The following is a 19431-nucleotide window of genomic DNA, read 5'->3' as shown; positions in this document are numbered from 1 at the left end:
ATTGTGGCACGATGGATGCTGAAACAAGTTCAGCATGACGGCAGGATGCGGGGGCAGTGGTGGCGCTTTCTCAAAACCCCCACGGTCTCTCCCGAAACCATTTGGTGATCACGTACTTCACCCCGGCGCGCACCTTCATCCCCTGATGGATCGTCGCCGGATTCGGCGTCCCATCGGTGCGTAGATTGTTCCACGCCAGCAGCTTGCCCAGTTCCGGCGGCACGATCTTGTCGATCGTCTTGAAGCGCGTCGCGCCACCGGCCGCCGGATCGTTGAGGTAGATCATCACCGTCCAGGTCCGTTGCCCGGCAACGCTGCAATATTTCGCGAAATCCGCGCCTTGCGGCTCGAAATAGTCGGTATGCCCCTTGAACTCCTGCCCCACGGCGTAGCGCTGCCCCTGCATCGGTTCGCCATGCGCGGGGTCAAGGCCGGTGAATTCCATGATGCGCCGCTCGACCTCGATCACCGACGGATCGGCCGGGTTCAGGTCGCACGTCTCGCTGGTGCGGAAGGCGGCGTCGCCATTGGGATCGGAGATCGTCGAGGGTCGCCGCTGCGCCTCGATCAGCGCAACGATGCCCGCACATAGCTCCGGCTCAAGGAAGCCCTTGCGCAGGAACAAGGTCAGCTTCGGGCTGGGCACGCGCTGCACGCCGGGTTGCGCGCGCAGATGCTCGATCATCGAGTCCGAGGGGTGGCCGCAGCCGAACAACGCCATGCCGATGCGAATGCCAAAGACGCGGCGGATTCGCCAGCCCGAACAATCGCATGCCCGGACAATCGCAAACACTGCGTCACAACCAGTTCACATCCATGCCATCCAACTGTAACACGGGCCCCGTAGCAGAGCGTGATCCGCAGGGAATTCCAATGCGCCTCGAACTCGACGCCCGCGCGCGACGCCTGCTCCGGCGGTTGCCGCGCACCAATCTCTATTCGGCGCTCGAGCTTGTGCTGCTCGCCGCGCTGGCGGTGCAGTGCGCGCGGCTGGTGTGGACGATCGTCACGCCGGTGACGCCGCTCGGCCACTGGCGCCCGAACCAGCCCGGCGTCGCGGGATCGCCGAGCGATATCCTGCGCGGCTTCGACCCGTTCTTCCGTCTGAGCGCTGGCGACGCCAAGCCCTCGGTCGTCACGTCGCTGCAACTCACTCTGTTCGGCACGCGGATCGACGATGCGACCGGCGGCGGATCGGCGATCGTCGCCGGGCCGGACGGCGTGCAGATGAGCGTCGCAGTCGGAGAGGAGATTAGCACCGGCGTAAAGCTGAAATCCGTCGCCTTCGATCACGTCACCGTCTCGCGCGGCGGGACGGACGAGGATCTGTTCCTCGATCAATCCGGTGCCGTCACGCCCGTAGCGCCGCCCGCCGGTGGCCCGCCCGCAATGTCGCTCGCCGGCCCGCCGCCACCCGGCGGCAACGGCATCAAGCTCGCCCAGATCCAGAGCGATATCGGCTTCATCCCCCGCATCGATTCGGGCCGGGTCAGCGGCCTCGTCGTGCGCTCGCAAGGATCGGGCGCGGCGTTCCGCCAGGCGGGTCTGCGCGACGGCGACATCGTCACCGCGATCGGCGGCCGCCCGGTGACCGGGCAGGGCGATATCGAACGCCTTGCCGCGCAATATGGCAATGGCGGCACGCTGTCGCTGACGGTAGAGCGCGGCACCGACACCCTTCCTCTTGCGATCACGATAGCGGGCCAATGAAAAAACCGATCCTAGTTGCCGCGCTCGCTCTTGCGCTGGCGACCCCCGCATTGGCGCAGACCACGCTGAACGTGCGCGATGCCGATATCCGTGCGTTCATCGCCGATGCCGCCAAGGTGACGGGCCGCACCTTCATCATCGACAGCCGCGTGGCCGGCAAGGTGACGGTGGTCACCGATCACCCCTTGAGCCGTTCCGAATATTTCGAGATTTTCCTCTCGACGCTTCGCGCCAACGGCCTGGTCGCGGTGCCGGCCGCGGGCGGCGCGTTTCGCGTGCAGCCGATCGATAATGCCGCCAGCCAGCCGAGCCGAGTCGGCGCGAGCGGTGCCAACCGCAACAGCCTCGTCACCGAGATCGTCCGGCTGCGTTCGGTCGATGCGCAATCGGCGATGGAGACGGTGCGGCCATTGGTCAGCGCGCAAGGGTCGGTCAGCGCCAATCGCGGCGGCAACAGCCTGGTGGTGGTCGATTTCGCCGACAATGTCCGCCGTGTGAAGGAAGTGCTGCGCCGGATCGATACCGACAATGCCGCCACCCGCGTCATCGCGCTGAAGAATGCCGGCGCGCGCGAGATCGCGACGGCCCTAACCGCGCTCACCGCCGGCCAGCAAGGCGGGCAGGGCACCGCCACCACCGGCGGGGTCAGCGTCGTCGCCGTCACCAGTTCGAATTCGGTCGCGTTGCGCGGTGACGCCGCCTCGGTCGCGCGGCTCGCCGCCGTCGCGCTGGACCTCGATGCGCGCGCCAAGAACGGCACCGAGATCAAGGTTCAGTTCCTCGAAAACGCCGATGCCGAACAGCTGCTGCCCGTGCTGCAGCAACTCGTCGGCCAGACGCCGACCCAGCCGACCACCAGCGGCAACACGCTGTCGCGCTCCAATTTCGGCGGCACCAGCGCCAACGGTGCCAATCAAAATTCCGTGAGCCAGCAACAGGTGCAGCAGCAGCCGGCCGCGCAGGTATCGAGCGGCGGCACCCCCGGTCAGGCCGCGATCGTCGCGGAGGGCGGGCGTACCGCCTCCGTCGTCACGCGCTTCGCCGGGGCCAATGCGATCGTCATCGCCGCGCCCGCCGAGGTGCAGCGGCAATTGTCGGAGGTGATCCGCCAGCTCGACACGCGGCGCGAACAGGTGCTGGTCGAGGCGATCGTGGCCGAAGTGTCCGACGCGACGGCGAGCAAGCTTGGCGTGCAATTCCTCGCTGCCAGCCTGGACGGCGGCGTGCTCGCCTCGACCAGCTATTCCAATTCCGCGCCGAACCTGCTGACCATCGCGGGTGCAATCGGCGCGCAACAGCTCAACACCACGACCACCACGATCAACGGCAGCACCGTCACCACCAGCACGAACAGCAGCGTCAGCGATTCGCTCACCCAGTCGGCGATCAGTTCGTTGCTCGGCACGACCGGCGGCATCGGCGGGTTCGGCACGCAGGTCGGCAGCACGGTGTTCGGCGCGATCATCAATGCGCTGAAGAGCGACACGACCTCCAACCTGCTTCAGGCCCCGAGCCTGACGACGCTCGACAATCAGGAGGCGCGCATTCTGGTCGGGCAGGAAATTCCGATCACGACCGGGCAGGCGCTCAGTACCAATTTCGACAACGCCTTCCGCACCGTGCAGCGCGAGAATGTCGGCATCCAGCTGGAGGTGAAGCCGCAGGTCAATTCGTCGGGCGCGATCAAATTGTTCCTGCACCAGCAGGTCAGCAGCATCGCCGGCCCGGTGAGCGGCGACAATAGCGACCTGATCCTCAACAAGCGCGAAGTCGAGACGACGCTGACGGTCGATGACGGCCAGATCGCGGTGATCGGCGGGCTGCTGAGCGACGACGAGCGGCGCACGATCGAGAAAATTCCTTTGCTTGGCGATATTCCCGGCATCGGCCAATTGTTCCGCTCCAAGGCGAAGCAGCGCACCAAGACCAATCTGATGATCTTCATCCGCCCGACGATCCTGCGCACGCCCGAGGACCAGCGCCGCGTGACCGAACAGCGCTACGGCTATCTCCGACTGCAACAGGCCGGGCAGAATCCGGACGTCGAACCGAGCATCGACCAGCTCGTCCGCGATTATATGGGGGCCGCCGCACCGCTGCCGCCGGCGGGCAAGGACGGCAGCATCGAGGATCCGCGCGTCGGCGTGCCGGTGCAGCGGCAATCGACGCGGGTCATCAGAAGCAAGGGCGAGTGATGCAGATCCGCGCGGGCCAGGAGAGCGACATATCCCCCCCCCGCTTGCGGGAGGGGTTAGGGGAGGGGCTTCCTTTGGCAGGTGCTGATCTTGAAACAGTCCCTCCCCCGACCCCTCCCGCAAGCGGGAGGGGAGAAGTGATGGAAATGCTCGCCATCCCCTACGCCTTCGCCCGCCGCTTCGGCGTCGTGCTGCAACCCGGCGAGGGCACGCATACCGCCATCGCGATGCGCGAAGGCTCGGACCCCAAGGTGCTGCTCGAACTGCGCCGCCATCTCGCGCGGCCGTTCGACGTGGAATTCGTCGCCGCCGACGCGTTCGATCGCCTGCTGTCGGATCGCTATGCGATGGACGGTCAGGCCGCCGCCGTCGCCGCCGGAACGCTCGGACTTGGCGACGAACTCGACATGCTCGCCGGGGATATGCCGACCGCCGACGATCTGCTCGACACCGCCGACGACGCGCCGGCGATCCGCCTGATCAACGGCATAATCGCCGATGCCGCGCGCAACGGTGTATCCGACATCCATGTCGAGCCGTACGAAACCGGTCTGGTCGTGCGCATGCGCATCGACGGCGTGTTGCGCGAGACGCTGCGCATGCCGCCGCACGTCGCGCCGGTGGTGGTCAGCCGCATCAAGGTCATGGCCCGGCTCGACATCGCCGAACGCCGCGTGCCGCAGGACGGGCGCATCGGGCTGACGCTCGGCGGCAAGTTGCTCGACGTTCGTGTCTCGACGCTACCGAGCCGGGCGGGTGAGCGGGTGGTGCTGCGTATCCTCGACAAGGACAATGCAGGCATCGACATGGACGTTCTGGGGATGAGCGCGGCGATCAACACGATGCTGAAGGGGGCGCTCAGCGAACCGAACGGCATCGTCCTCGTCACCGGCCCGACGGGTTCGGGCAAGACGACCACGCTCTACGCCGCCTTGCGCCTGCTCAACGACGGCAGCAGCAATATCCTGACGGTTGAGGATCCGGTCGAATATGCCATGGACGGGGTCGGCCAGACTCAGGTCAATGCCAAGGTCGGGCTGACGTTCGCAGCTGGCCTGCGCGCGATCCTGCGCCAGGATCCCGACGTGGTGATGGTCGGCGAAATCCGCGACCGCGAAACCGCCGAGATCGCGGTGCAGGCCTCGCTCACCGGCCATCTCGTTCTGTCCACCGTCCACACCAACGATGCGGTCGGCGCGATCACGCGCATGCGCGATATGAAGATCGAGCCGTTCCTGCTCGCCTCCACGCTGCGCGCGGTGATCGCGCAGCGGCTGGTGCGCAAATTGTGCGGCCATTGCCGCCGCCCGGTCCAGGCGACCGGCTCCGTCTCCGCGTTGCTCGGCTTCGATCCCGGCACGGTGGTCTACGAAGCGGTCGGGTGCGAACATTGCGCGCAAACCGGCTTCAAGGGCCGCATCGGCGTGTTCGAGGCGATCCGCGTCGACGACACGATCCGCCGCCTGATCAACGACGGCGGCGACGAGGCGATCATCGCGCGGCATGCCTTCCTGCATGCGCCGAACCTCGGGTCGGCGGCGCGGCAATTGGTGCGCGACGGGCTGACCACACCGGAGGAAGCAGTGCGTGTCTCACGGCGCGACATGGCGGATATCGAGGCGCCCCCGATCACGTCACCGCTGGTCGTGGACGAGGCTGGTGGCTGACTTCGACTATCTCGTCATCGATACGGCCGGGCGCGAGCAGCGCGGGCATATCGCCGCCGATTCGATCGACGCCGCGCGCATCGCGCTCGATCGGCGCAAAATGTATGTCGTGCGGATCGAGGCCGGCTCCGGCGCGCCACCGCGGGCCAAGCCGCTCGTCACCGGCTTCACGCTCACGCGGCGCAAGATGAGCGTGAAGCAGTTGACCCTGTTCACCCGCCAGCTCGCCACGCTCAACCAGGTCTCGCCGCTGGAGGAATCGCTTCGCACCATCACGCGTCAGACCGAGCAAGAGAGCGTGCGCGAGATCGTCGCGACCGTGCATGCCGGTGTGATGGAGGGGCGTCGCCTCGCTGAGGCGATGGGGCGCGAGCCGAAAAGCTTTCCGCCGCTGTACCGCGCGATGGTCTCGGCCGGCGAGCGTTCCGGATCGCTGCCGGTGATCCTCGATCGCCTGTCGGTGCTGCTGGAACGCCAAGCGGAAATCAACGGCAAGATCGTCACCACCCTGGCATATCCGGCGATCCTGTCGGTCGTCGCGATCGGGGTCGTCACGTCGCTGATGGTGTTCGTGGTGCCGCAGGTGGTCGAACAATTCGACACCGTAGGCCAGCAATTGCCCCTCCTCACGCGCATCGTTATCGGCCTGTCAAGTTTCCTTGTCAGTTATTGGTGGGTATTGCTGTTGTGCGCCACCTTTGGCACCTTCGGCGCCTGGCAGGCGCTGAAACAGCCGTCGATCCGCCTGTCGTTCGACGCGTGGATCCTGCGGGTGCCGATGATCGGTCGCCTGATCCGCGATCTCCACGCCGCGCGCATGGCCCGCACGCTCGCGACGATGGTCGCCAGCCGATTGCCGTTGCTCGAAGGGCTGACGCTCACCGCCGGCACGATCCATAACCGTCGCCTGCGCGCCGCCTCCGACGAGATCGTCGACGCGATCCGCGGCGGTGGCTCGCTGTCGGCGGCGATGCGTCGCAGCGGCGTCTTTCCGCCCTTGCTCACGTACCTGACGGCAAGCGGCGAGGCGGCCGGGCGGCTGGATGAAATGCTGGAACGCGCGGCGGAATATCTCGAACGCGAATTCGACCGCTTCACCGCGACGGCGCTGTCGCTGCTGGAGCCGGCGATCATCGTCGTGATGGGCGGCATCGTCGCGACGATCGTGTTGTCCATCCTGCTGCCGATCCTGCAGCTCAACACCCTTGCCGGCCAATGAGGTTTGTCATGATTGCCCCCGACCCGAACCCGATCCGCAAGCGCTCCCGCGAGGAATCCGGCTTTACGCCCTTGAGGCGTTCCGCCGAACACGGCTTCACGCTCGTAGAACTGATGGTCGTCATCGTCATCCTCGGCCTGCTCGCGACGATCGTCGCGATCAACGTCATCCCGCAGGGCGAGAAGGCGAAGACGGTGCGCGCCAAATCGGACATCGCAACGATCGAGGGCGCGCTGGACATGTACAAGCTGCAGAACGACACCTACCCGTCGACCTCGCAGGGCCTCGAAGCGCTCGTGATCGCGCCTGCGGGTTCGGATGCGAGCAAGTATCAGCGTGGCGGCTACATAAAGAAGCTGCCGGTCGATCCGTGGAACCGGCCGTATCTCTACGCCTCGCCCGGCACGCACGGGGCGATGGACATCTGGACCTACGGCGCCGACGGCAAGGAAGGCGGCGAGGGCGGCGACGCCGACGTCACCAGCTGGCAATGAGATGACGCGCGCCGCCGAACACGGCTTTACGCTGGTCGAACTGATGGTCGTCATCGCGATCATCGGCGTGGCGTCGGCGGCGGTGGTGTGGGCTTTGCCCGATCCGCGGGGGCGCTTGATGGACGAGGCGACGACCTTCGCTGCGCGCGCTCGCGCCGCGCATGACGCCGCGATCGTCGAGGCGCGCCCGGTGAGCCTGTGGGTGTCGCCCGGTGGCTATGGCTTCGACGAACGCGCTGGCGGCCAGTGGCAGGCGATCGGCGAGAAACCATTGCGTGTCGCGCAATGGGGGCAGGGGGTGCGCCCGTCGCTGACTCTGGCGCGCGACCGTGTGACGTTCGACACGACCGGCCTCGCCGATCGCGCGCTCGACCTGCGCCTGACCCGCGATGACGAGAGCGCAACGGTACGGATCGGCATGGACGGATCGGTGCGCGTCGGTGGCTGATACCTATCAGCCATCCTCCGTTCGTTTCGAGCGTAGTCGAGAAACAGGAACCGCGCGTTGGTGGCGGTTTCTCGACTACGCTCGAAACGAACGGGGTAGAGAGAAAGGCTTCACGCTGATCGAGATCATGGTCGCGCTCGCCGTGTTCAGCCTTGCGGCAATGGCGTTGATCCGGCTGGAGAGCGCGACGATCCGGGGGGCGGGCATTCTCGATTCTACGCTCGTCGCGCAGATGGTCGCCCGCAACGTGGCGTTCGAGGCGATGACGGATGCCCGCCCGCCGGCGTTGGGCCAGGCGCAAGGCATCGAACGAAATGGCGGACGAAGCTGGGCCTGGACACGAATAACAAAACCAACTGGCGATGCGCGAATTCTGCGGATCAATGTCGCGGTGGCGGATGCCGAGGGGAATGTGCAGGGAAGGCTGACCGTGGTGCGCGCGCCGACGCCGGAGGCCGTGACGGCGACGGCGTCATGAGGTTTGGCGTGTCCTTATCCTCTCGCTCCTGGGCTTCCCCGGCGAGGGCCGGGGCCCAGTCGCGAAGGTGGACGTTACGACGTGCAACGCCCGAGAACTTCTGTCTCCCGACTGGGCCCCGGCCTTCGCCGGGGAAGCGCAATGAATTGGGAAAGCACCCCAACGAACACGGCTTCACCCTAATCGAGGTGATGATCTCGCTCCTGATCTTTGGCATGCTGTCCGCCGCCGGGGTGGCGCTGCTCGCATTCAGCGTTCGCGCTCAGACGACGACGGGCACCAAGTTGGACGACGTCTCCGCGCTTGCCCGCGTGTCCGCCGCGATGTCTGCCGATTTCGCCCAGGCGCGCGATCGCCAGACGCGCAACGAGGCCGGCGACCTGTTGCCCGCCTTCACCGGGGAGGCCGGTTCGGGTTCGGTGCCGATGGTGCGGCTGGTGCGCGGCGGATGGAGCAATCTGGATGCCGCCCCGCGCGCCGGCGAACAGAAGGTGGAATATCGCCTGACCGACGGCAATCTCGAACGCATAGCCTATCCGATGCTCGACGGGGCGGAGGCCTTGGCGCCCGCCATCCTGCTCGCGAACGTGCGGCAGGTGGCGCTGCGTTATCGCATCGACGGCGCGTGGAGCGATCGCTGGCAGGGCACGCCGAAGACGCCGCTGCCGCAACTGATCGAAATGCGGCTGGTGCGAATCGATGGTCGGGAATTCCGCCAATTGTTTCTGGTCGGCACCGGATATCGCCCGACCGTCGCGGGGAACGCCAATGCGACCGGGTGAAAGAGGCGCGGCACTCCTGACCGTTTTGCTGCTGGTCGCGGTGATCGCCGTACTTGCCGCGACCGCGCTGGAGAAGCTGCGCCTCTCCACCCGTCTCGCCGGCAATGCGGCGGCAGGGGAGCAGGCGCGCGCCTACGGCTATGCCGCCGAAACGCTGGCCCTGTCGCGCGTCAACGATCTACTCGGGCAGGCGGGGCAGCGCGTTACGCTGGCTGGCGGATGGAGCAACACGCCGTTCCGCCTGCCGGTGCCGAACGGCCTCGCCACCGCTCGCGTCAGGGACGGGGGCAATTGCTTCAACCTCAACGGTCTGGTCACGGAAAGCGCGCCGGGCGTCTATGCCGAGAACGCGCCGGCCCGCATCCAGTTCGCGCGGCTGATGCGGCTGGTCGGCGTGTCGGCAAGTGTCACCGATGGGATCGCCGCAGCGACGGCCGACTGGATCGACACCGATAACACTCCGTTGCCGGCCGGTGCTGAGGACGGCGCCTATACGGGCGCGGCGGTGCCGTATCGCACATCCGGTACGCTGATGACTGATATCAGCGAATTGCGCGCGGTCAGCGGCGTGACGGCCGACATTTATGCTAAGCTGCGCCCTTGGCTCTGCACGCTGCCGGTGGCAAAGCCTTCGGTGATCAACGTCAACACGCTTTTGCCGGAGCAGGCCCCTTTGTTTGCAATGCTGCTCCCCGACACGCTGGGCGTCGAAGCCGCGCGGCAGATTTTGCTCAAGCGTCCGCCACAGGGCTTTGAAAGCACCACCGCGTTCTGGGCAGTGCCGGCGCGGAACGCGGTCACCGCAGCGCCGGATGCGGTGGCGCAGACGGCCGTAACGACCAAATGGTTCGCACTGCAGGTCGATGTCGCGGTGGGCAGCGCGGAATTGCAGCAGCAATCGATCATCGACGCGACGAAGTTGCCTGCGCGGCTCGTCTCGCGCTCGTGGGGCGAACCGTCATGAGCGACACGTTCGTCCTGTTCCTGCCCGGCGAAGATCTGCCTTGGCGCTGGCTGCGCATCGCCGACGATATGGTCGCGGCGCGGGGCGAGGGCTTTCCCGAATGGTTCGACGCGGATGCGCCGCCGCCGGTCGCCGTGGTTCCTGCGGGCGCGGTGACGTTGCACTGGGCGGAACTGCCCGATCGCTCGGCCGCGCAATCGGTGACGGCGGCGCGGATGCTGGCGGCGGATGCCAGCGCCTCGCCGATCGGGGACCTGCACGTTGCGGTTGGGCGCGAAGGCGACAATGCCGAACGTCCGATCGGCGTGGTGTCGGCGCGGCAAATGGTTGGCTGGATGGCGACGCTGGCGGCAAACGGGGTCGATCCCGCCGCGGTGCTGCCCGCGCCGATGCTGCTGCCGCGCCCGGACGAAGGCTTCCTCCGCGCCGATCTCGGTGGCGAGGGGGTCGTGCGCGGCGTCACCAGTGGCTTTGCCGATGAAGCGCGGCTGACCGAACTCGTCACCGGCGGCACGGCACCGACCGTGCTGGGGCGCGAAGACCTGGAGGCGGCAATCGTCGCTGCGGTTGCCGCACCTACGCTCGACCTGCGGCAGGGCGCGTTCGCCCGGCGGCGGCGCTTCGCGATCGATTGGGCGCTGGTGCGGCGACTCGGCTGGCTGTCGGTCGCGATCCTCGCCGTCAGCCTGTGCATCGCGCTGGTGGGCATCGTGAAATACAGTTTCGCTGCCGACGCGCTCGACCAGCGGGCCGATCTGCTCGCGCGGCAGGGGCTGCCGCGCGGCGAGACGGTGAACGATGCCGATCGTCAGCTGGACGAGCGCCTGACGCGCCTGAGAGGCGCGGGGCTTGGCTTCACCCGCACCGGCGCGGCGTTGTTCTCGGCGGTGCGCGGGGTGCCGGGGGCGGAGATATCGACGCTGGCGTTCGATCCCAATGGCGATGTCCGCGCGACGCTATCGACCGAGCGCGAGGGGCAGGCCACCGACGTGCGGCTGCGGGTCGAGGCGCAGGGCTTTACGGCCCGGCTCAGCACGCTCGAATCCGCCGCCGGACGGGTGAGCGGACAGATTACGGTGAGCGCGAAATGATCGCCAATTTGAAGAGCTGGTTCGACGGGCGGTCTTTGCGCGAAAAGCGCCTGTTGCTGGTGATGGCGGCGTTGGCGCTGCTGACGATCGTCTGGGGCGGGATCATCCGCCCGGTGACCGACGCCTTGTCCTCGACCCGCGAACGCTTTGCCGGCGCGGTGGTGCGGCTGGGTGATACCGAATCGCGCGTCGCGGCGGTGCAGGCGTTGCAGGCGAACAAGCCGCCGGCCTTGTCCGGCCCGCTCGACGCGATCGTCCGCGCGCGCGCCGATGCCGCCGGTTTCCCGCTCGCCTCCACCAATCCGCTGGCCAATGATCGGGTTCAGATCGCGATCAATTCGGCGCGGCCGGCGGCCCTGCTCGCCTGGATCGCCGATCTGGAAGCATCGGGCATTCTGGTCGATGCGCTGAACGTCACCAACAATGGCGACAAGACCGTCGCGGTGCAGATGACACTGAAGGTGCGGGGATTATGAGGCGCATCCGCCTCACCACCGGGCCGGGGCTGCTGTTCGCCGCCGCCTTCGTCTTGGCGCTGATCGCGTTTCTGCCGATGCGCCTCGTGCTCGGCTGGATCGGGCTCGGCGATCAGGGGCTCAGCGCGCGATCGGTGGATGGCAGCGTGTGGTGGGGCACGCTGAGCGAGGCGCGGTTCGGAGAATTGTCGGTCGGCGATCTCGATGCGGGCCTGTCGCCGTTCCAGTTGCTGGTCGGGCGGGCGCGGGTCGCACTCGACAGCCGCGGGAGTGCGCGCTCGCTCCACGGTGCGGTCGGCGTCAGCCGGCACAGTTTCGGGCTGGACGATATGACCGGGTCGCTGTCCGCCGGCACGGTGTTCGCGCCGGTGCCGGTGACGGGGATCGACCTCGACGACGTGTCGGTGCGCTTCCAGGACGGATCGTGCCAGCGCGCCGAGGGGCGCGTGAAGGCGATGCTGTCAGGCGATGTCGGCGGATTGCCGCTGGCTCAGGGCCTGAGCGGCACGGCGAAGTGCGAATCGGGTGCGCTGCTGCTGCCGCTAGCCAGCCAATCGGGCAACGAAACGGCGGCGATCCGCCTTTGGCCGTCCGGCCGCTTCCGTGCGGAACTGACCGTGCGGCCGGGCGATCCGGCGGACGGTGCGAAGCTGATGATGAGCGGGTTCCAGCAGAGTGCAGGCGGATACACGCTGGCGGTCGAGGGTACGTTCTAGCGAGTTTGGGATTTTAGACGGGCATGCAATCTTGACGCATCCACCCGCCAGCCGCTAGGGGCACCCGCTCTGCGGCGATCGTAGTTCAATTGGTTAGAGCGTCGGCTTGTGATGCCGGATGTTGCGGGTTCAAGTCCCGTCGGTCGCCCCATTCCTTCCCCGAGAGCATGTCATGACCAGCAACTGGGGCTTCCCCGACTTCGACGCGCACGAGGGCGTGCATCTGTTCACCGACGCGGCCAGCGGCCTGCAGGCGGTGATCGCGGTGCATTCGACGCATCTCGGGCCGGCGGCGGGTGGCGTGCGCTTCTGGCATTATGCCGATAGCGACCGGGCGATCACCGATGCGCTGCGTCTGTCGCGCGGCATGAGCTTCAAGAATGCGATGGCCGGCCTGCCGATGGGCGGCGGCAAGGGCGTGGTGCTGGCGAGCAAGCCGGGCGACACGATTTCTCAGGCGCAATTGGAAGCATTCGGCCGCGCGGTCGAATCGCTGAACGGCAAATACGTGACGGCCGAGGATGTCGGCATGTCCGAAGCGAGCATGAAAGTGATCGCGACGCAGACCCGCCACGTCTCCGGCCTGCCGGTCGCGGCGGGCAGCGCGGGCGGCGATCCGGGGCCGTACACCGCATATGGCGTCTATCTGGGCGTGAAGACAGCGGCAAAGCGCGGCCTGGGGGCCGATTCGATGCAGGGCGTGCATGTCGCGATCCAGGGCGTCGGTAGCGTCGGCGGCGGTCTGGCGAAGCTGCTCGCCAAGGACGGCGCGCGCCTTACGCTAGCCGACGTCAACGTCGGTCGCGCGCAGGCACTGGCCGACGAACTCGGTGCGCAGACGGCGGCGGCGGACGCGATCCTCGGCATTGAGGCGGACGTGGTCAGCCCGAATGCGCTGGGCGCGATCCTGACCGAATCGTCGATCGCTGCGCTGAAGACGAAGGTCATCGCCGGCGGGGCCAATAACCAGCTCGGGACGCGCGAAGACGGCGCGCGACTGGCCGAGCGCGGAATATTGTATGCGCCGGATTACGTCATCAACGCGGGCGGCATCATCAATGTCGGCCTCGAATATCTGGGACAAGGCGACGAAGCCGAGGTCATGGCCCGGATCGAACGCATCCCGTCGCGCCTGATCGAAGTGTGGGACGAAGCCGACCGCAGCGGCGCGCCGAGTTCCGACGTGGCGGATATGCTGGCGCGGCGGCTGATCGGGCGGGGCTGACGCTTTTCCGCTAGAAGCGTCGAAGGTGTTCTCCCGCGGAAGCGGGAGTCCAGAGTTACAAAAGATGCCGCTCGTGGTTCCTGGACCCCCGCTTTCGCGGGGGAACAGTGCTGCCAAAGGCATTGCCGACTTGGTCCGGGCTAGCGGCTACACCATAAACGCCAGCATCCCCGTCAGCGCGGTCATCGTCTCTTCCGGATCACGCACCTTGATCGTGTCGATCCCCGCTGCACGTACCGGATCGTCATTTCCGCCGGGATAGATCGCGTCGCCCAGGAAGATCATGTCGGCGGTTGCGATTCCCGAATGATCGGCCAGCTTGGCCATCGCGGTCGCCTTGTCGGTGCCTTCGCGGGTGATGTCGATCGAGGTCGATCCGCCGACATTGATCGCGAAGCCCTTGAGTTCGCCCTGCAAGATGCTCTGCAATTTCTTGCGCTTGGCGAAATCGGGGTCCCATGCCTTCTTCGCATCGATCGGCGCATCCTGGCCGAGCCCGGAAAAGGTGATCTGGCTGCCGCGATCCTCGATCTTCTCGCCCCAGGTTTGCTGATCGGCGAAACCGGCGGTTTCCATCGCATCGTCCAGCGCCTTCAGGATATGATCGTGCTCCTCCTTCGAGAACACATCGGCATAGATTGCGCGCCATTCGCCATCGTAGCGGTAGAGCTTCGTGCCGGTGGTCGGCATGATGAAGAGATTTTCCAGCTTGGCGTCGGCGGGCAGGCGGGCGACGATCTGCTTCTCGAACTGCGGCCAATCCCCGCCGGAGATCACTGCGAGCGGGATGTGCGTGGTGATCTTCGCCAGCAGTGCAGCCATGTCGGCCCCGATCGCCTGCTTGCTCTCGGCGAGCGTTCCATCGAGATCGAAGGCGACGAGTTTCTTCATGGCAGCGGGCCTTTTCGCGGGAGTTTGACGGGGGTTCGTTCGGCAGTTCTGGGGGCACAACCGACGAGCGGCGATATGGTCGCACGCCTGACACCTTCAGGTCGGTTGAGTAGCACGCCAACTCGCTCTAGACGCTTGCTGATAGTGCCCAGCATCCATGCCCTCGCCAATCCCGCCCGCTTCCTGAAGATCGCGCGGCCGCTGACGCCCGCTTTGTTCTGGGGTGGCGTGGTGCTGATCGCGTTTGGCGCGTGGGCGGGGCTGACCCAGACGCCGCCGGACTTCCTGCAGCGCGATTCGGTGCGGATCATGTACATCCATGTGCCGACCGCGTGGCTCGGCATGGGCGGGTGGAGCGGCATCGCGGTGTCGAGCATCGTCTTCCTCGTCTGGCGCCACCCGCTGGCCGGTATCGCGGCGCGCGCGATCGCCTTGCCGGGGGCGGTATTCGCCGCGCTTTGCCTGATCACCGGATCGATCTGGGGTCGGCCGACCTGGGGCACGTGGTGGCAGTGGGACGGGCGGCTGACCTCGATGCTGCTGCTGTTCTTCGTCTATCTCGGCTATATGGCGCTGGCCCGTGCGGATGCCGATCGCGGCGGTGACGGGCGGATTCCCGCGCTTTACGGCGTGGCGGGGTCGGTGCTGCTGCCGATCATCCGCTATTCCGTGGTGTGGTGGAACAGCCTGCACCAGGGGCCGAGCATCGGGCTGACCAGTTCGACGATCGATCCGTCGATCCTATGGCCATTGTGGTTCACGCTGGGCGGGTTCAGCCTGTTCTTCGCCGGTGTGGTGTTGATGCGGATGCGCGCGATGCTCGCGGTTGCCAAGGCCGAGGCCCGGATGCGTCGGATGGCGACAGCATGAACCATTGGCCTTTCATTATCGCTGCTTATGGCGTGACGCTCGCCGGGGGCGGGGCGCTGGCGCTCATCAGCTATCTGGCGATGCGGCAGGCGGAGCGGCCGTGAAGCCCAAGCATCAGCGACTGACGCTCGCCCTGCTCGCTGTCGCGGCGGTGGTCGGGGCCGGGCTGCTCGCGCTCTCCGCGCTGAAGGATCAGGCGGCGTTCTTTTATGCGCCGGGCGATGTCGCCAAGGCCGGGCCGCCGGTCGGCCGCGCGGTGCGGCTGGGCGGGATGGTCGAGAAGGGATCGATCAAGCGCCAGCCGGACGGCGTGTCGATCGCGTTCGTTGTGACGGATGGCGTGGCGACCGTGCCGGTCGCCTTTCGCGGCGTGACACCGGACCTGTTCCGCGAGGGATCGGGCGTGGTGGCCGAGGGACAATTCAACGCCGACCGCAGCTTCACTGCGACCAACCTGCTTGCCAAGCATGACGAACGGTACATGCCGCCCCAAGCCGTCAAGGCGGCGGCGGGCGAAATGCACGAGACGAAGACGCTGGAACCATGATCGCCGAGGCTGGCCTTGCGGCATTGTGGTTCGCGGCCGCGCTGGCGGTGTTGCAACTGGTGCTGGCGATTGTCGGTATTCGGCTGAACTCCCGCGCCGTCCGTCCTGAGCCTGTCGAAGGACTGCCTTTTTCTTCCGCCGTGGAAAGGAAGGACAGTGCTTCGACAGGCTCAGCACAGACGGGGTTAAGGGGCGAGGGGGTTAGCCAAACCAGCGTAGGTGCGCACGAGATCATGGCGGCCGTCCGCCCGATCGCCTTCGTGCAGGGTCTGCTCGCCTTGCTCGCGATGGCCTTGCTGATCACCGTTTTCGTGCGATCCGATATGTCCGTGCTGCTCGTTGCGCAGAACAGCCATTCGGACAAACCTTTGCTCTACAAATTCGCCGGGGCATGGGGGAATCACGAAGGGTCGATGCTGTTGTGGGTCACGATCCTCGGCCTGGCGGGCGCGGCGATTGCGGTGCTGGAACACAATTTGCCCAAGCCGACGCTGATCGCGACGCTCGGTGCGCAGGCGGCGATTGCGCTGGGTTTTTATGCCTTTCTGCTGTTTTCTTCCAACCCGTTCGCACGATTGAACCCCGTGCCGGCGGATGGGGCCGGACTCAATCCGCTGTTGCAGGATCCGGGTTTGGCGTTCCATCCGCCAACCTTGTACATCGGCTATGTCGGCATTTCGGTCGCCTTCTCCTTCGCGGTTGGTGCGCTGGTGACGCGCGACGTCGGTCCGGCGTTCGCGCGGGCGATGCGGCCCTGGGTGCTGGGGGCATGGATATTCCTCACGCTCGGGATCACCGCCGGCAGCTATTGGGCCTATTACGAACTCGGCTGGGGCGGCTGGTGGTTCTGGGATCCGGTCGAGAACGCCTCGCTGATGCCTTGGCTTGCGGCGACGGCATTGCTCCATTCGGTCAGCGTATTGGCGACGCGCGACGGCTTACGCGCGTGGACGGTGATGCTGGCGGTGGTCGCGTTCTCGATGTCGATGGTCGGCACATTCCTCGTCCGATCGGGCATCCTCACCAGCGTGCACGCCTTCGCGGTGGACCCGAAGCGCGGCAGCTTCATCCTTGCCTTGCTGGCGATCTATATCGGCGGCGCGCTAATGCTGTTTGCCCTTCGGATCGGCACGGTGCGGCAGGGGCGGACGTTCGATCTGGTCAGTCGCGAAGGCGCGCTCGTCGCTAACAACCTGCTGCTGTCGGTAATCCTGGGCATCGTGCTGATCGGCACGCTGTATCCGATCGTCGCGGCGTCGTTCGGCGTGCAATTGTCGGTCGGCCCGCCTTTCTTCAACAAGGCGGCGGGGCCGGTGGCGCTGGCGCTGGTCGCGATCATGGGCGCCGGGCCGCTGCTGCGCTGGCGGCGGGACGACGGCAACGAACTGGTCGAGCGGATGATGCTGCCGATCGCGGCGGCGGCGCTGGCCGGGGCGGGAGTGTTCATCGTGACCGGCGGGATCGCGATCCTGCCGTTCCTCGGCATCGCGCTGGCGGCCGGGCTGGCGGCGGCGAGCGTCGCGCCGCTCTGGAAACGCAATCTGCGCCGCACGCCTTTGTTCACCTGGGGCATGGTGATCGCGCATCTCGGCATCGCGGTCAGTCTGGCGGGCATGGCGTCGGAAAGTGCGTTCACCAAGGAGACTCTGGTCGCGGCGCGCGTGGGTGAGCCGCACCGTGTCGGACCGTATTTCGTGCGGCTGGACGGGATCTCGCCGGTCATCGGCGCGAACTGGTCGGCATTGCAGGCGCGGTTGAGCATCCGGCGCGGGGAGGATGGCGACTGGTTCGTGCTGCGCCCGCAATCGCGCTTCTTCGCCTCGCCGCCGACCGTGACGAGCGAATCCGCCATCGCGACGGTGCTGGACGGGCAACTCTACACCGTGCTCGGGGCGCCAGACGGGCAGGGGCGCTGGCAGCTTCGTCTGTGGTGGAAGCCGTTCGTGACGTTCATCTGGCTCGGCGGCGCGCTGATCGCGCTGGGTGGCGCACTGTCGCTGATCGGGCGCGTGCGGCGTGAGCGCAAGGCGTCGTACCGGGAGGCGTATGTATGAGGCGCGGGCTGATCTGGCTGCCGCTCGGGCTGTTCGCGCTGATCTTCGCCGTGGTGGCGATCGGCCTGACCCGGCCGGCCGAGCGGACGGTGCGATCGGCGATGGTCGGCAAGACGCTGCCAGCTTTTGCAGTCGGGGCGCTCGTTCCGGGCAAGCCGGGCCTGTCCAGCGCGATGTTCGCCGATGGGAAGCCGCGGCTGCTGAACGTGTTCGCCAGCTGGTGCATCCCGTGCATCGCCGAAGCGCCGATGTTGCTGCGGCTGAAAAAGATGGGCGTGCTGGTAGACGGCCTGGCGATTCGCGACACGCCGGTCGCGATCCGTGCCTTTCTCGCGCGCAACGGCGACCCTTATGAGCGGATCGGCGACGATCGCCAGAGCGCGGTGCAATTGGCCTTGGGGTCGTCGGGCGTACCGGAGACGTTCGTGATCGACGGCAAGGGCCGGATCGTGCTGCAGCATGTCGGGGATATCCGCGAGGACGATATTCCGGAAATCCTCGCGGCGCTGGAGGGGGCGAAGTGAGGGCCGCGGCGCTTCTGGTACTCACCTTGTTGGCCGCGCCTGCCTTTGCCGACAGCAAGCTGCCGCCGGCGGATTTTGCCAACACTCAACTGCGCGATCCGGCCAAGGAAACGCTCGCCCGCGATCTGATGGGCACGTTGCGCTGCCTCGTCTGCCAGGGTCAGTCGATCGCGGATAGCGATGCCGAGATGGCGGGCGATATGCGCTCTCTGGTGCGCCAACGCATCCTGGCAGGCGAAAAACCGACCGACATCCGCGATGCGTTGATCGCCAGCTACGGCGATTACGTCACCTACGACCCCCCGTTCAACTGGCTCACCGCCCCCTTATGGCTAATGCCCCTCCTCCTGATCGGGATCGGCGGGTGGCTGGCGCGCGGCTTGTTCACGCGGCGGCGCGGCTGATGGGCTGGGCGATGCTGGCGGTGATCGGAGCTTGTATCTCCGGATTGCTGTGGCGGATCGGCCTGCCGCGCGGGCTTTGGGCGTTCGTCGGGTCCGCGCTGATGCTCGGGGCCGCCGGCTATGCCTTACAGGGCGAACCGGCCCTGCCGGGCCATCCGGTTAAAGCGGGGGCCGATCCGATCGAGATCGATCCCGATCTGATCGCGCTGCGCGACGCGATGATGGGCCGTTTCACCGGCGACGGTGCGTATCTGATCGCGGCGGATGGCATGACCCGCGTCGGAGATACCGGATCGGCGGTGCAATGGGTGCTGGCAGGGATCAACAAATATCCGCAAAGCTATGCGCTGTGGACCGGCCTAGGCACTGCCCTTGCCGCGCATGATGGCGGGCAGGTGTCGCCGAGTGCGTTGTTCGCGTTCCAGCAGGCCGCGCGACTGGCACCGGGGCAGCCGGCACCGCCGTTCTTCGCGGGCTTGGCTTATATTCGTGCAGCGGAATTCGCGAACGCGCGGCCCTATTGGGCGCGTGCCGTGGCGCTGACGCCGAAGACATTGTCGTATTATCCAGAATTGGTGAAGCGACTAGCGTTGCTGGATCGATTTCTGGCAGCGGCCGAACGGCAGCAGGCTGTAGCGCGATAGCCGGTTGCCCGTCGGTCTGATGGAGGTTGGGA

General features: G+C 66.7%; 21 protein-coding genes and 1 tRNA gene. 20 read left to right on the top strand and 2 right to left on the bottom strand.

Translation table 11 applies throughout. The features are described from left to right. Positions 1-70: 70 nt before the first annotated feature. On the bottom strand, positions 71-721 hold the full coding sequence (locus U1738_RS12500) for a prolyl hydroxylase family protein (protein ID WP_332789372.1): 651 nt from the start codon (positions 719-721) through the stop codon (positions 71-73). Between the two features lie 152 nt (positions 722-873). Here U1738_RS12500 and U1738_RS12495 point away from each other — a divergent pair, with 152 nt between their 5' ends. The 14 genes from U1738_RS12495 (at position 874) to U1738_RS12430 (ending at position 13465) form a co-directional block, all read left to right on the top strand. After that, positions 874-1710: a type II secretion system protein N gene (locus U1738_RS12495; protein WP_332789371.1), complete on the top strand. Its 837-nt coding sequence runs from the start codon at positions 874-876 to the stop codon at positions 1708-1710. Beyond that, positions 1707-3905 carry a type II secretion system secretin GspD gene (gspD, locus tag U1738_RS12490; protein WP_332789370.1) on the top strand — a complete coding sequence of 733 codons (2199 nt, stop codon included), beginning with the start codon at positions 1707-1709 and terminating at the stop codon, positions 3903-3905. The genes U1738_RS12495 and gspD overlap by 4 nt, the downstream gene beginning before the upstream one ends. Before the next feature lie 140 nt (positions 3906-4045). Then, positions 4046-5572, top strand: a complete 1527-nt coding sequence (locus U1738_RS12485; protein ID WP_332789369.1) for a GspE/PulE family protein — start codon at positions 4046-4048, stop codon at positions 5570-5572. Beyond that, positions 5565-6791 carry a type II secretion system inner membrane protein GspF gene (gspF, locus tag U1738_RS12480; protein WP_332789368.1) on the top strand — a complete coding sequence of 409 codons (1227 nt, stop codon included), beginning with the start codon at positions 5565-5567 and terminating at the stop codon, positions 6789-6791. Before U1738_RS12485 ends, gspF begins: the two co-directional genes overlap by 8 nt. 8 nt (positions 6792-6799) lie before the next feature. Next, positions 6800-7285, top strand: a complete 486-nt coding sequence (gspG, locus tag U1738_RS12475) for a type II secretion system major pseudopilin GspG (RefSeq protein WP_332789367.1) — start codon at positions 6800-6802, stop codon at positions 7283-7285. A 1-nt stretch (position 7286) separates the two neighbouring features. Continuing rightward, complete coding sequence (locus U1738_RS12470) at positions 7287-7733, top strand: GspH/FimT family pseudopilin (RefSeq protein ID WP_332789366.1); 447 nt, start codon at positions 7287-7289, stop codon at positions 7731-7733. Further along, positions 7726-8211, top strand: a complete 486-nt coding sequence (gene gspI, locus U1738_RS12465; protein ID WP_332789365.1) for a type II secretion system minor pseudopilin GspI — start codon at positions 7726-7728, stop codon at positions 8209-8211. The genes U1738_RS12470 and gspI overlap by 8 nt, the downstream gene beginning before the upstream one ends. Before the next feature lie 146 nt (positions 8212-8357). Next, complete coding sequence (gene gspJ, locus U1738_RS12460; protein WP_332789364.1) at positions 8358-8993, top strand: type II secretion system minor pseudopilin GspJ; 636 nt, start codon at positions 8358-8360, stop codon at positions 8991-8993. Beyond that, positions 8980-9957: a type II secretion system minor pseudopilin GspK gene (gene gspK, locus U1738_RS12455; protein ID WP_332789363.1), complete on the top strand. Its 978-nt coding sequence runs from the start codon at positions 8980-8982 to the stop codon at positions 9955-9957. The genes gspJ and gspK overlap by 14 nt, the downstream gene beginning before the upstream one ends. After that, a complete protein-coding gene (gene gspL, locus U1738_RS12450; protein ID WP_332789362.1) occupies positions 9954-11048 on the top strand; it encodes a type II secretion system protein GspL in 1095 nt (364 codons plus the stop codon). Before gspK ends, gspL begins: the two co-directional genes overlap by 4 nt. Beyond that, entirely contained in the window at positions 11045-11524 is a 480-nt protein-coding gene (gene gspM / locus U1738_RS12445; RefSeq protein ID WP_332789361.1) for a type II secretion system protein GspM, read from the top strand. Before gspL ends, gspM begins: the two co-directional genes overlap by 4 nt. Beyond that, a complete protein-coding gene (locus tag U1738_RS12440; RefSeq protein ID WP_332789360.1) occupies positions 11521-12240 on the top strand; it encodes a type II secretion system protein N in 720 nt (239 codons plus the stop codon). Before gspM ends, U1738_RS12440 begins: the two co-directional genes overlap by 4 nt. Before the next feature lie 74 nt (positions 12241-12314). Then, positions 12315-12391 (top strand) — tRNA-His (locus U1738_RS12435). Between the two features lie 21 nt (positions 12392-12412). Next, positions 12413-13465 carry a Glu/Leu/Phe/Val family dehydrogenase gene (locus tag U1738_RS12430; RefSeq protein ID WP_332789359.1) on the top strand — a complete coding sequence of 351 codons (1053 nt, stop codon included), beginning with the start codon at positions 12413-12415 and terminating at the stop codon, positions 13463-13465. 147 nt (positions 13466-13612) lie between these two features. Here U1738_RS12430 and U1738_RS12425 read toward each other — a convergent pair whose 3' ends face one another. Continuing rightward, positions 13613-14356 carry an HAD-IIB family hydrolase gene (locus tag U1738_RS12425; protein ID WP_332789358.1) on the bottom strand — a complete coding sequence of 248 codons (744 nt, stop codon included), beginning with the start codon at positions 14354-14356 and terminating at the stop codon, positions 13613-13615. Between the two features lie 144 nt (positions 14357-14500). Between U1738_RS12425 and ccmC the strand changes: the two genes are divergently transcribed. The 6 genes from ccmC to U1738_RS12395 all read left to right on the top strand — a co-directional run bounded on the left by ccmC (position 14501) and on the right by U1738_RS12395 (position 19399). Further along, positions 14501-15226, top strand: coding sequence for a heme ABC transporter permease CcmC (gene ccmC, locus U1738_RS12420; protein WP_332789521.1), 726 nt, complete (start codon positions 14501-14503; stop codon positions 15224-15226). Between the two features lie 100 nt (positions 15227-15326). Beyond that, the gene (gene ccmE, locus U1738_RS12415; RefSeq protein ID WP_332789357.1) at positions 15327-15773 is read left to right on the top strand and encodes a cytochrome c maturation protein CcmE; all 447 of its coding nucleotides are present in this window, start codon (positions 15327-15329) and stop codon (positions 15771-15773) included. Beyond that, positions 15770-17827 carry a heme lyase CcmF/NrfE family subunit gene (locus U1738_RS12410; RefSeq protein ID WP_332789356.1) on the top strand — a complete coding sequence of 686 codons (2058 nt, stop codon included), beginning with the start codon at positions 15770-15772 and terminating at the stop codon, positions 17825-17827. Before ccmE ends, U1738_RS12410 begins: the two co-directional genes overlap by 4 nt. Continuing rightward, positions 17824-18351 carry a redoxin family protein gene (locus tag U1738_RS12405; RefSeq protein WP_332789355.1) on the top strand — a complete coding sequence of 176 codons (528 nt, stop codon included), beginning with the start codon at positions 17824-17826 and terminating at the stop codon, positions 18349-18351. The genes U1738_RS12410 and U1738_RS12405 overlap by 4 nt, the downstream gene beginning before the upstream one ends. Beyond that, a complete protein-coding gene (locus tag U1738_RS12400) occupies positions 18348-18755 on the top strand; it encodes a cytochrome c-type biogenesis protein (protein WP_332789354.1) in 408 nt (135 codons plus the stop codon). The genes U1738_RS12405 and U1738_RS12400 overlap by 4 nt, the downstream gene beginning before the upstream one ends. Beyond that, positions 18716-19399 carry a tetratricopeptide repeat protein gene (locus U1738_RS12395; RefSeq protein WP_332789353.1) on the top strand — a complete coding sequence of 228 codons (684 nt, stop codon included), beginning with the start codon at positions 18716-18718 and terminating at the stop codon, positions 19397-19399. Before U1738_RS12400 ends, U1738_RS12395 begins: the two co-directional genes overlap by 40 nt. The last annotated feature ends 32 nt before the right edge of the window (positions 19400-19431 follow it).

The sequence above is a fragment of the Parasphingomonas caseinilytica genome, assembly GCF_036663755.1.
Lineage (GTDB): Bacteria > Pseudomonadota > Alphaproteobacteria > Sphingomonadales > Sphingomonadaceae > Sphingomonas.
This window is presented reverse-complemented; position numbering and strand designations above follow the sequence as displayed.

What these genes read in the sequence shown, in the direction of transcription:
- U1738_RS12500 (WP_332789372.1), bottom strand. Translation starts at nt 721, where the DNA reads ATGGCGTTGTTCGGCTGCGGCCACCCCTCGGACTCGATGATCGAGCAT.
- U1738_RS12495 (WP_332789371.1), top strand. Translation starts at nt 874, where the DNA reads ATGCGCCTCGAACTCGACGCCCGCGCGCGACGCCTGCTCCGGCGGTTG.
- gspD (WP_332789370.1), top strand. Translation starts at nt 1,707, where the DNA reads ATGAAAAAACCGATCCTAGTTGCCGCGCTCGCTCTTGCGCTGGCGACC.
- U1738_RS12485 (WP_332789369.1), top strand. Translation starts at nt 4,046, where the DNA reads ATGGAAATGCTCGCCATCCCCTACGCCTTCGCCCGCCGCTTCGGCGTC.
- gspG (WP_332789367.1), top strand. Translation starts at nt 6,800, where the DNA reads ATGATTGCCCCCGACCCGAACCCGATCCGCAAGCGCTCCCGCGAGGAA.
- U1738_RS12470 (WP_332789366.1), top strand. Translation starts at nt 7,287, where the DNA reads ATGACGCGCGCCGCCGAACACGGCTTTACGCTGGTCGAACTGATGGTC.
- gspK (WP_332789363.1), top strand. Translation starts at nt 8,980, where the DNA reads ATGCGACCGGGTGAAAGAGGCGCGGCACTCCTGACCGTTTTGCTGCTG.
- gspL (WP_332789362.1), top strand. Translation starts at nt 9,954, where the DNA reads ATGAGCGACACGTTCGTCCTGTTCCTGCCCGGCGAAGATCTGCCTTGG.
- gspM (WP_332789361.1), top strand. Translation starts at nt 11,045, where the DNA reads ATGATCGCCAATTTGAAGAGCTGGTTCGACGGGCGGTCTTTGCGCGAA.
- U1738_RS12440 (WP_332789360.1), top strand. Translation starts at nt 11,521, where the DNA reads ATGAGGCGCATCCGCCTCACCACCGGGCCGGGGCTGCTGTTCGCCGCC.
- U1738_RS12430 (WP_332789359.1), top strand. Translation starts at nt 12,413, where the DNA reads ATGACCAGCAACTGGGGCTTCCCCGACTTCGACGCGCACGAGGGCGTG.
- U1738_RS12425 (WP_332789358.1), bottom strand. Translation starts at nt 14,356, where the DNA reads ATGAAGAAACTCGTCGCCTTCGATCTCGATGGAACGCTCGCCGAGAGC.
- U1738_RS12410 (WP_332789356.1), top strand. Translation starts at nt 15,770, where the DNA reads ATGATCGCCGAGGCTGGCCTTGCGGCATTGTGGTTCGCGGCCGCGCTG.
- U1738_RS12405 (WP_332789355.1), top strand. Translation starts at nt 17,824, where the DNA reads ATGAGGCGCGGGCTGATCTGGCTGCCGCTCGGGCTGTTCGCGCTGATC.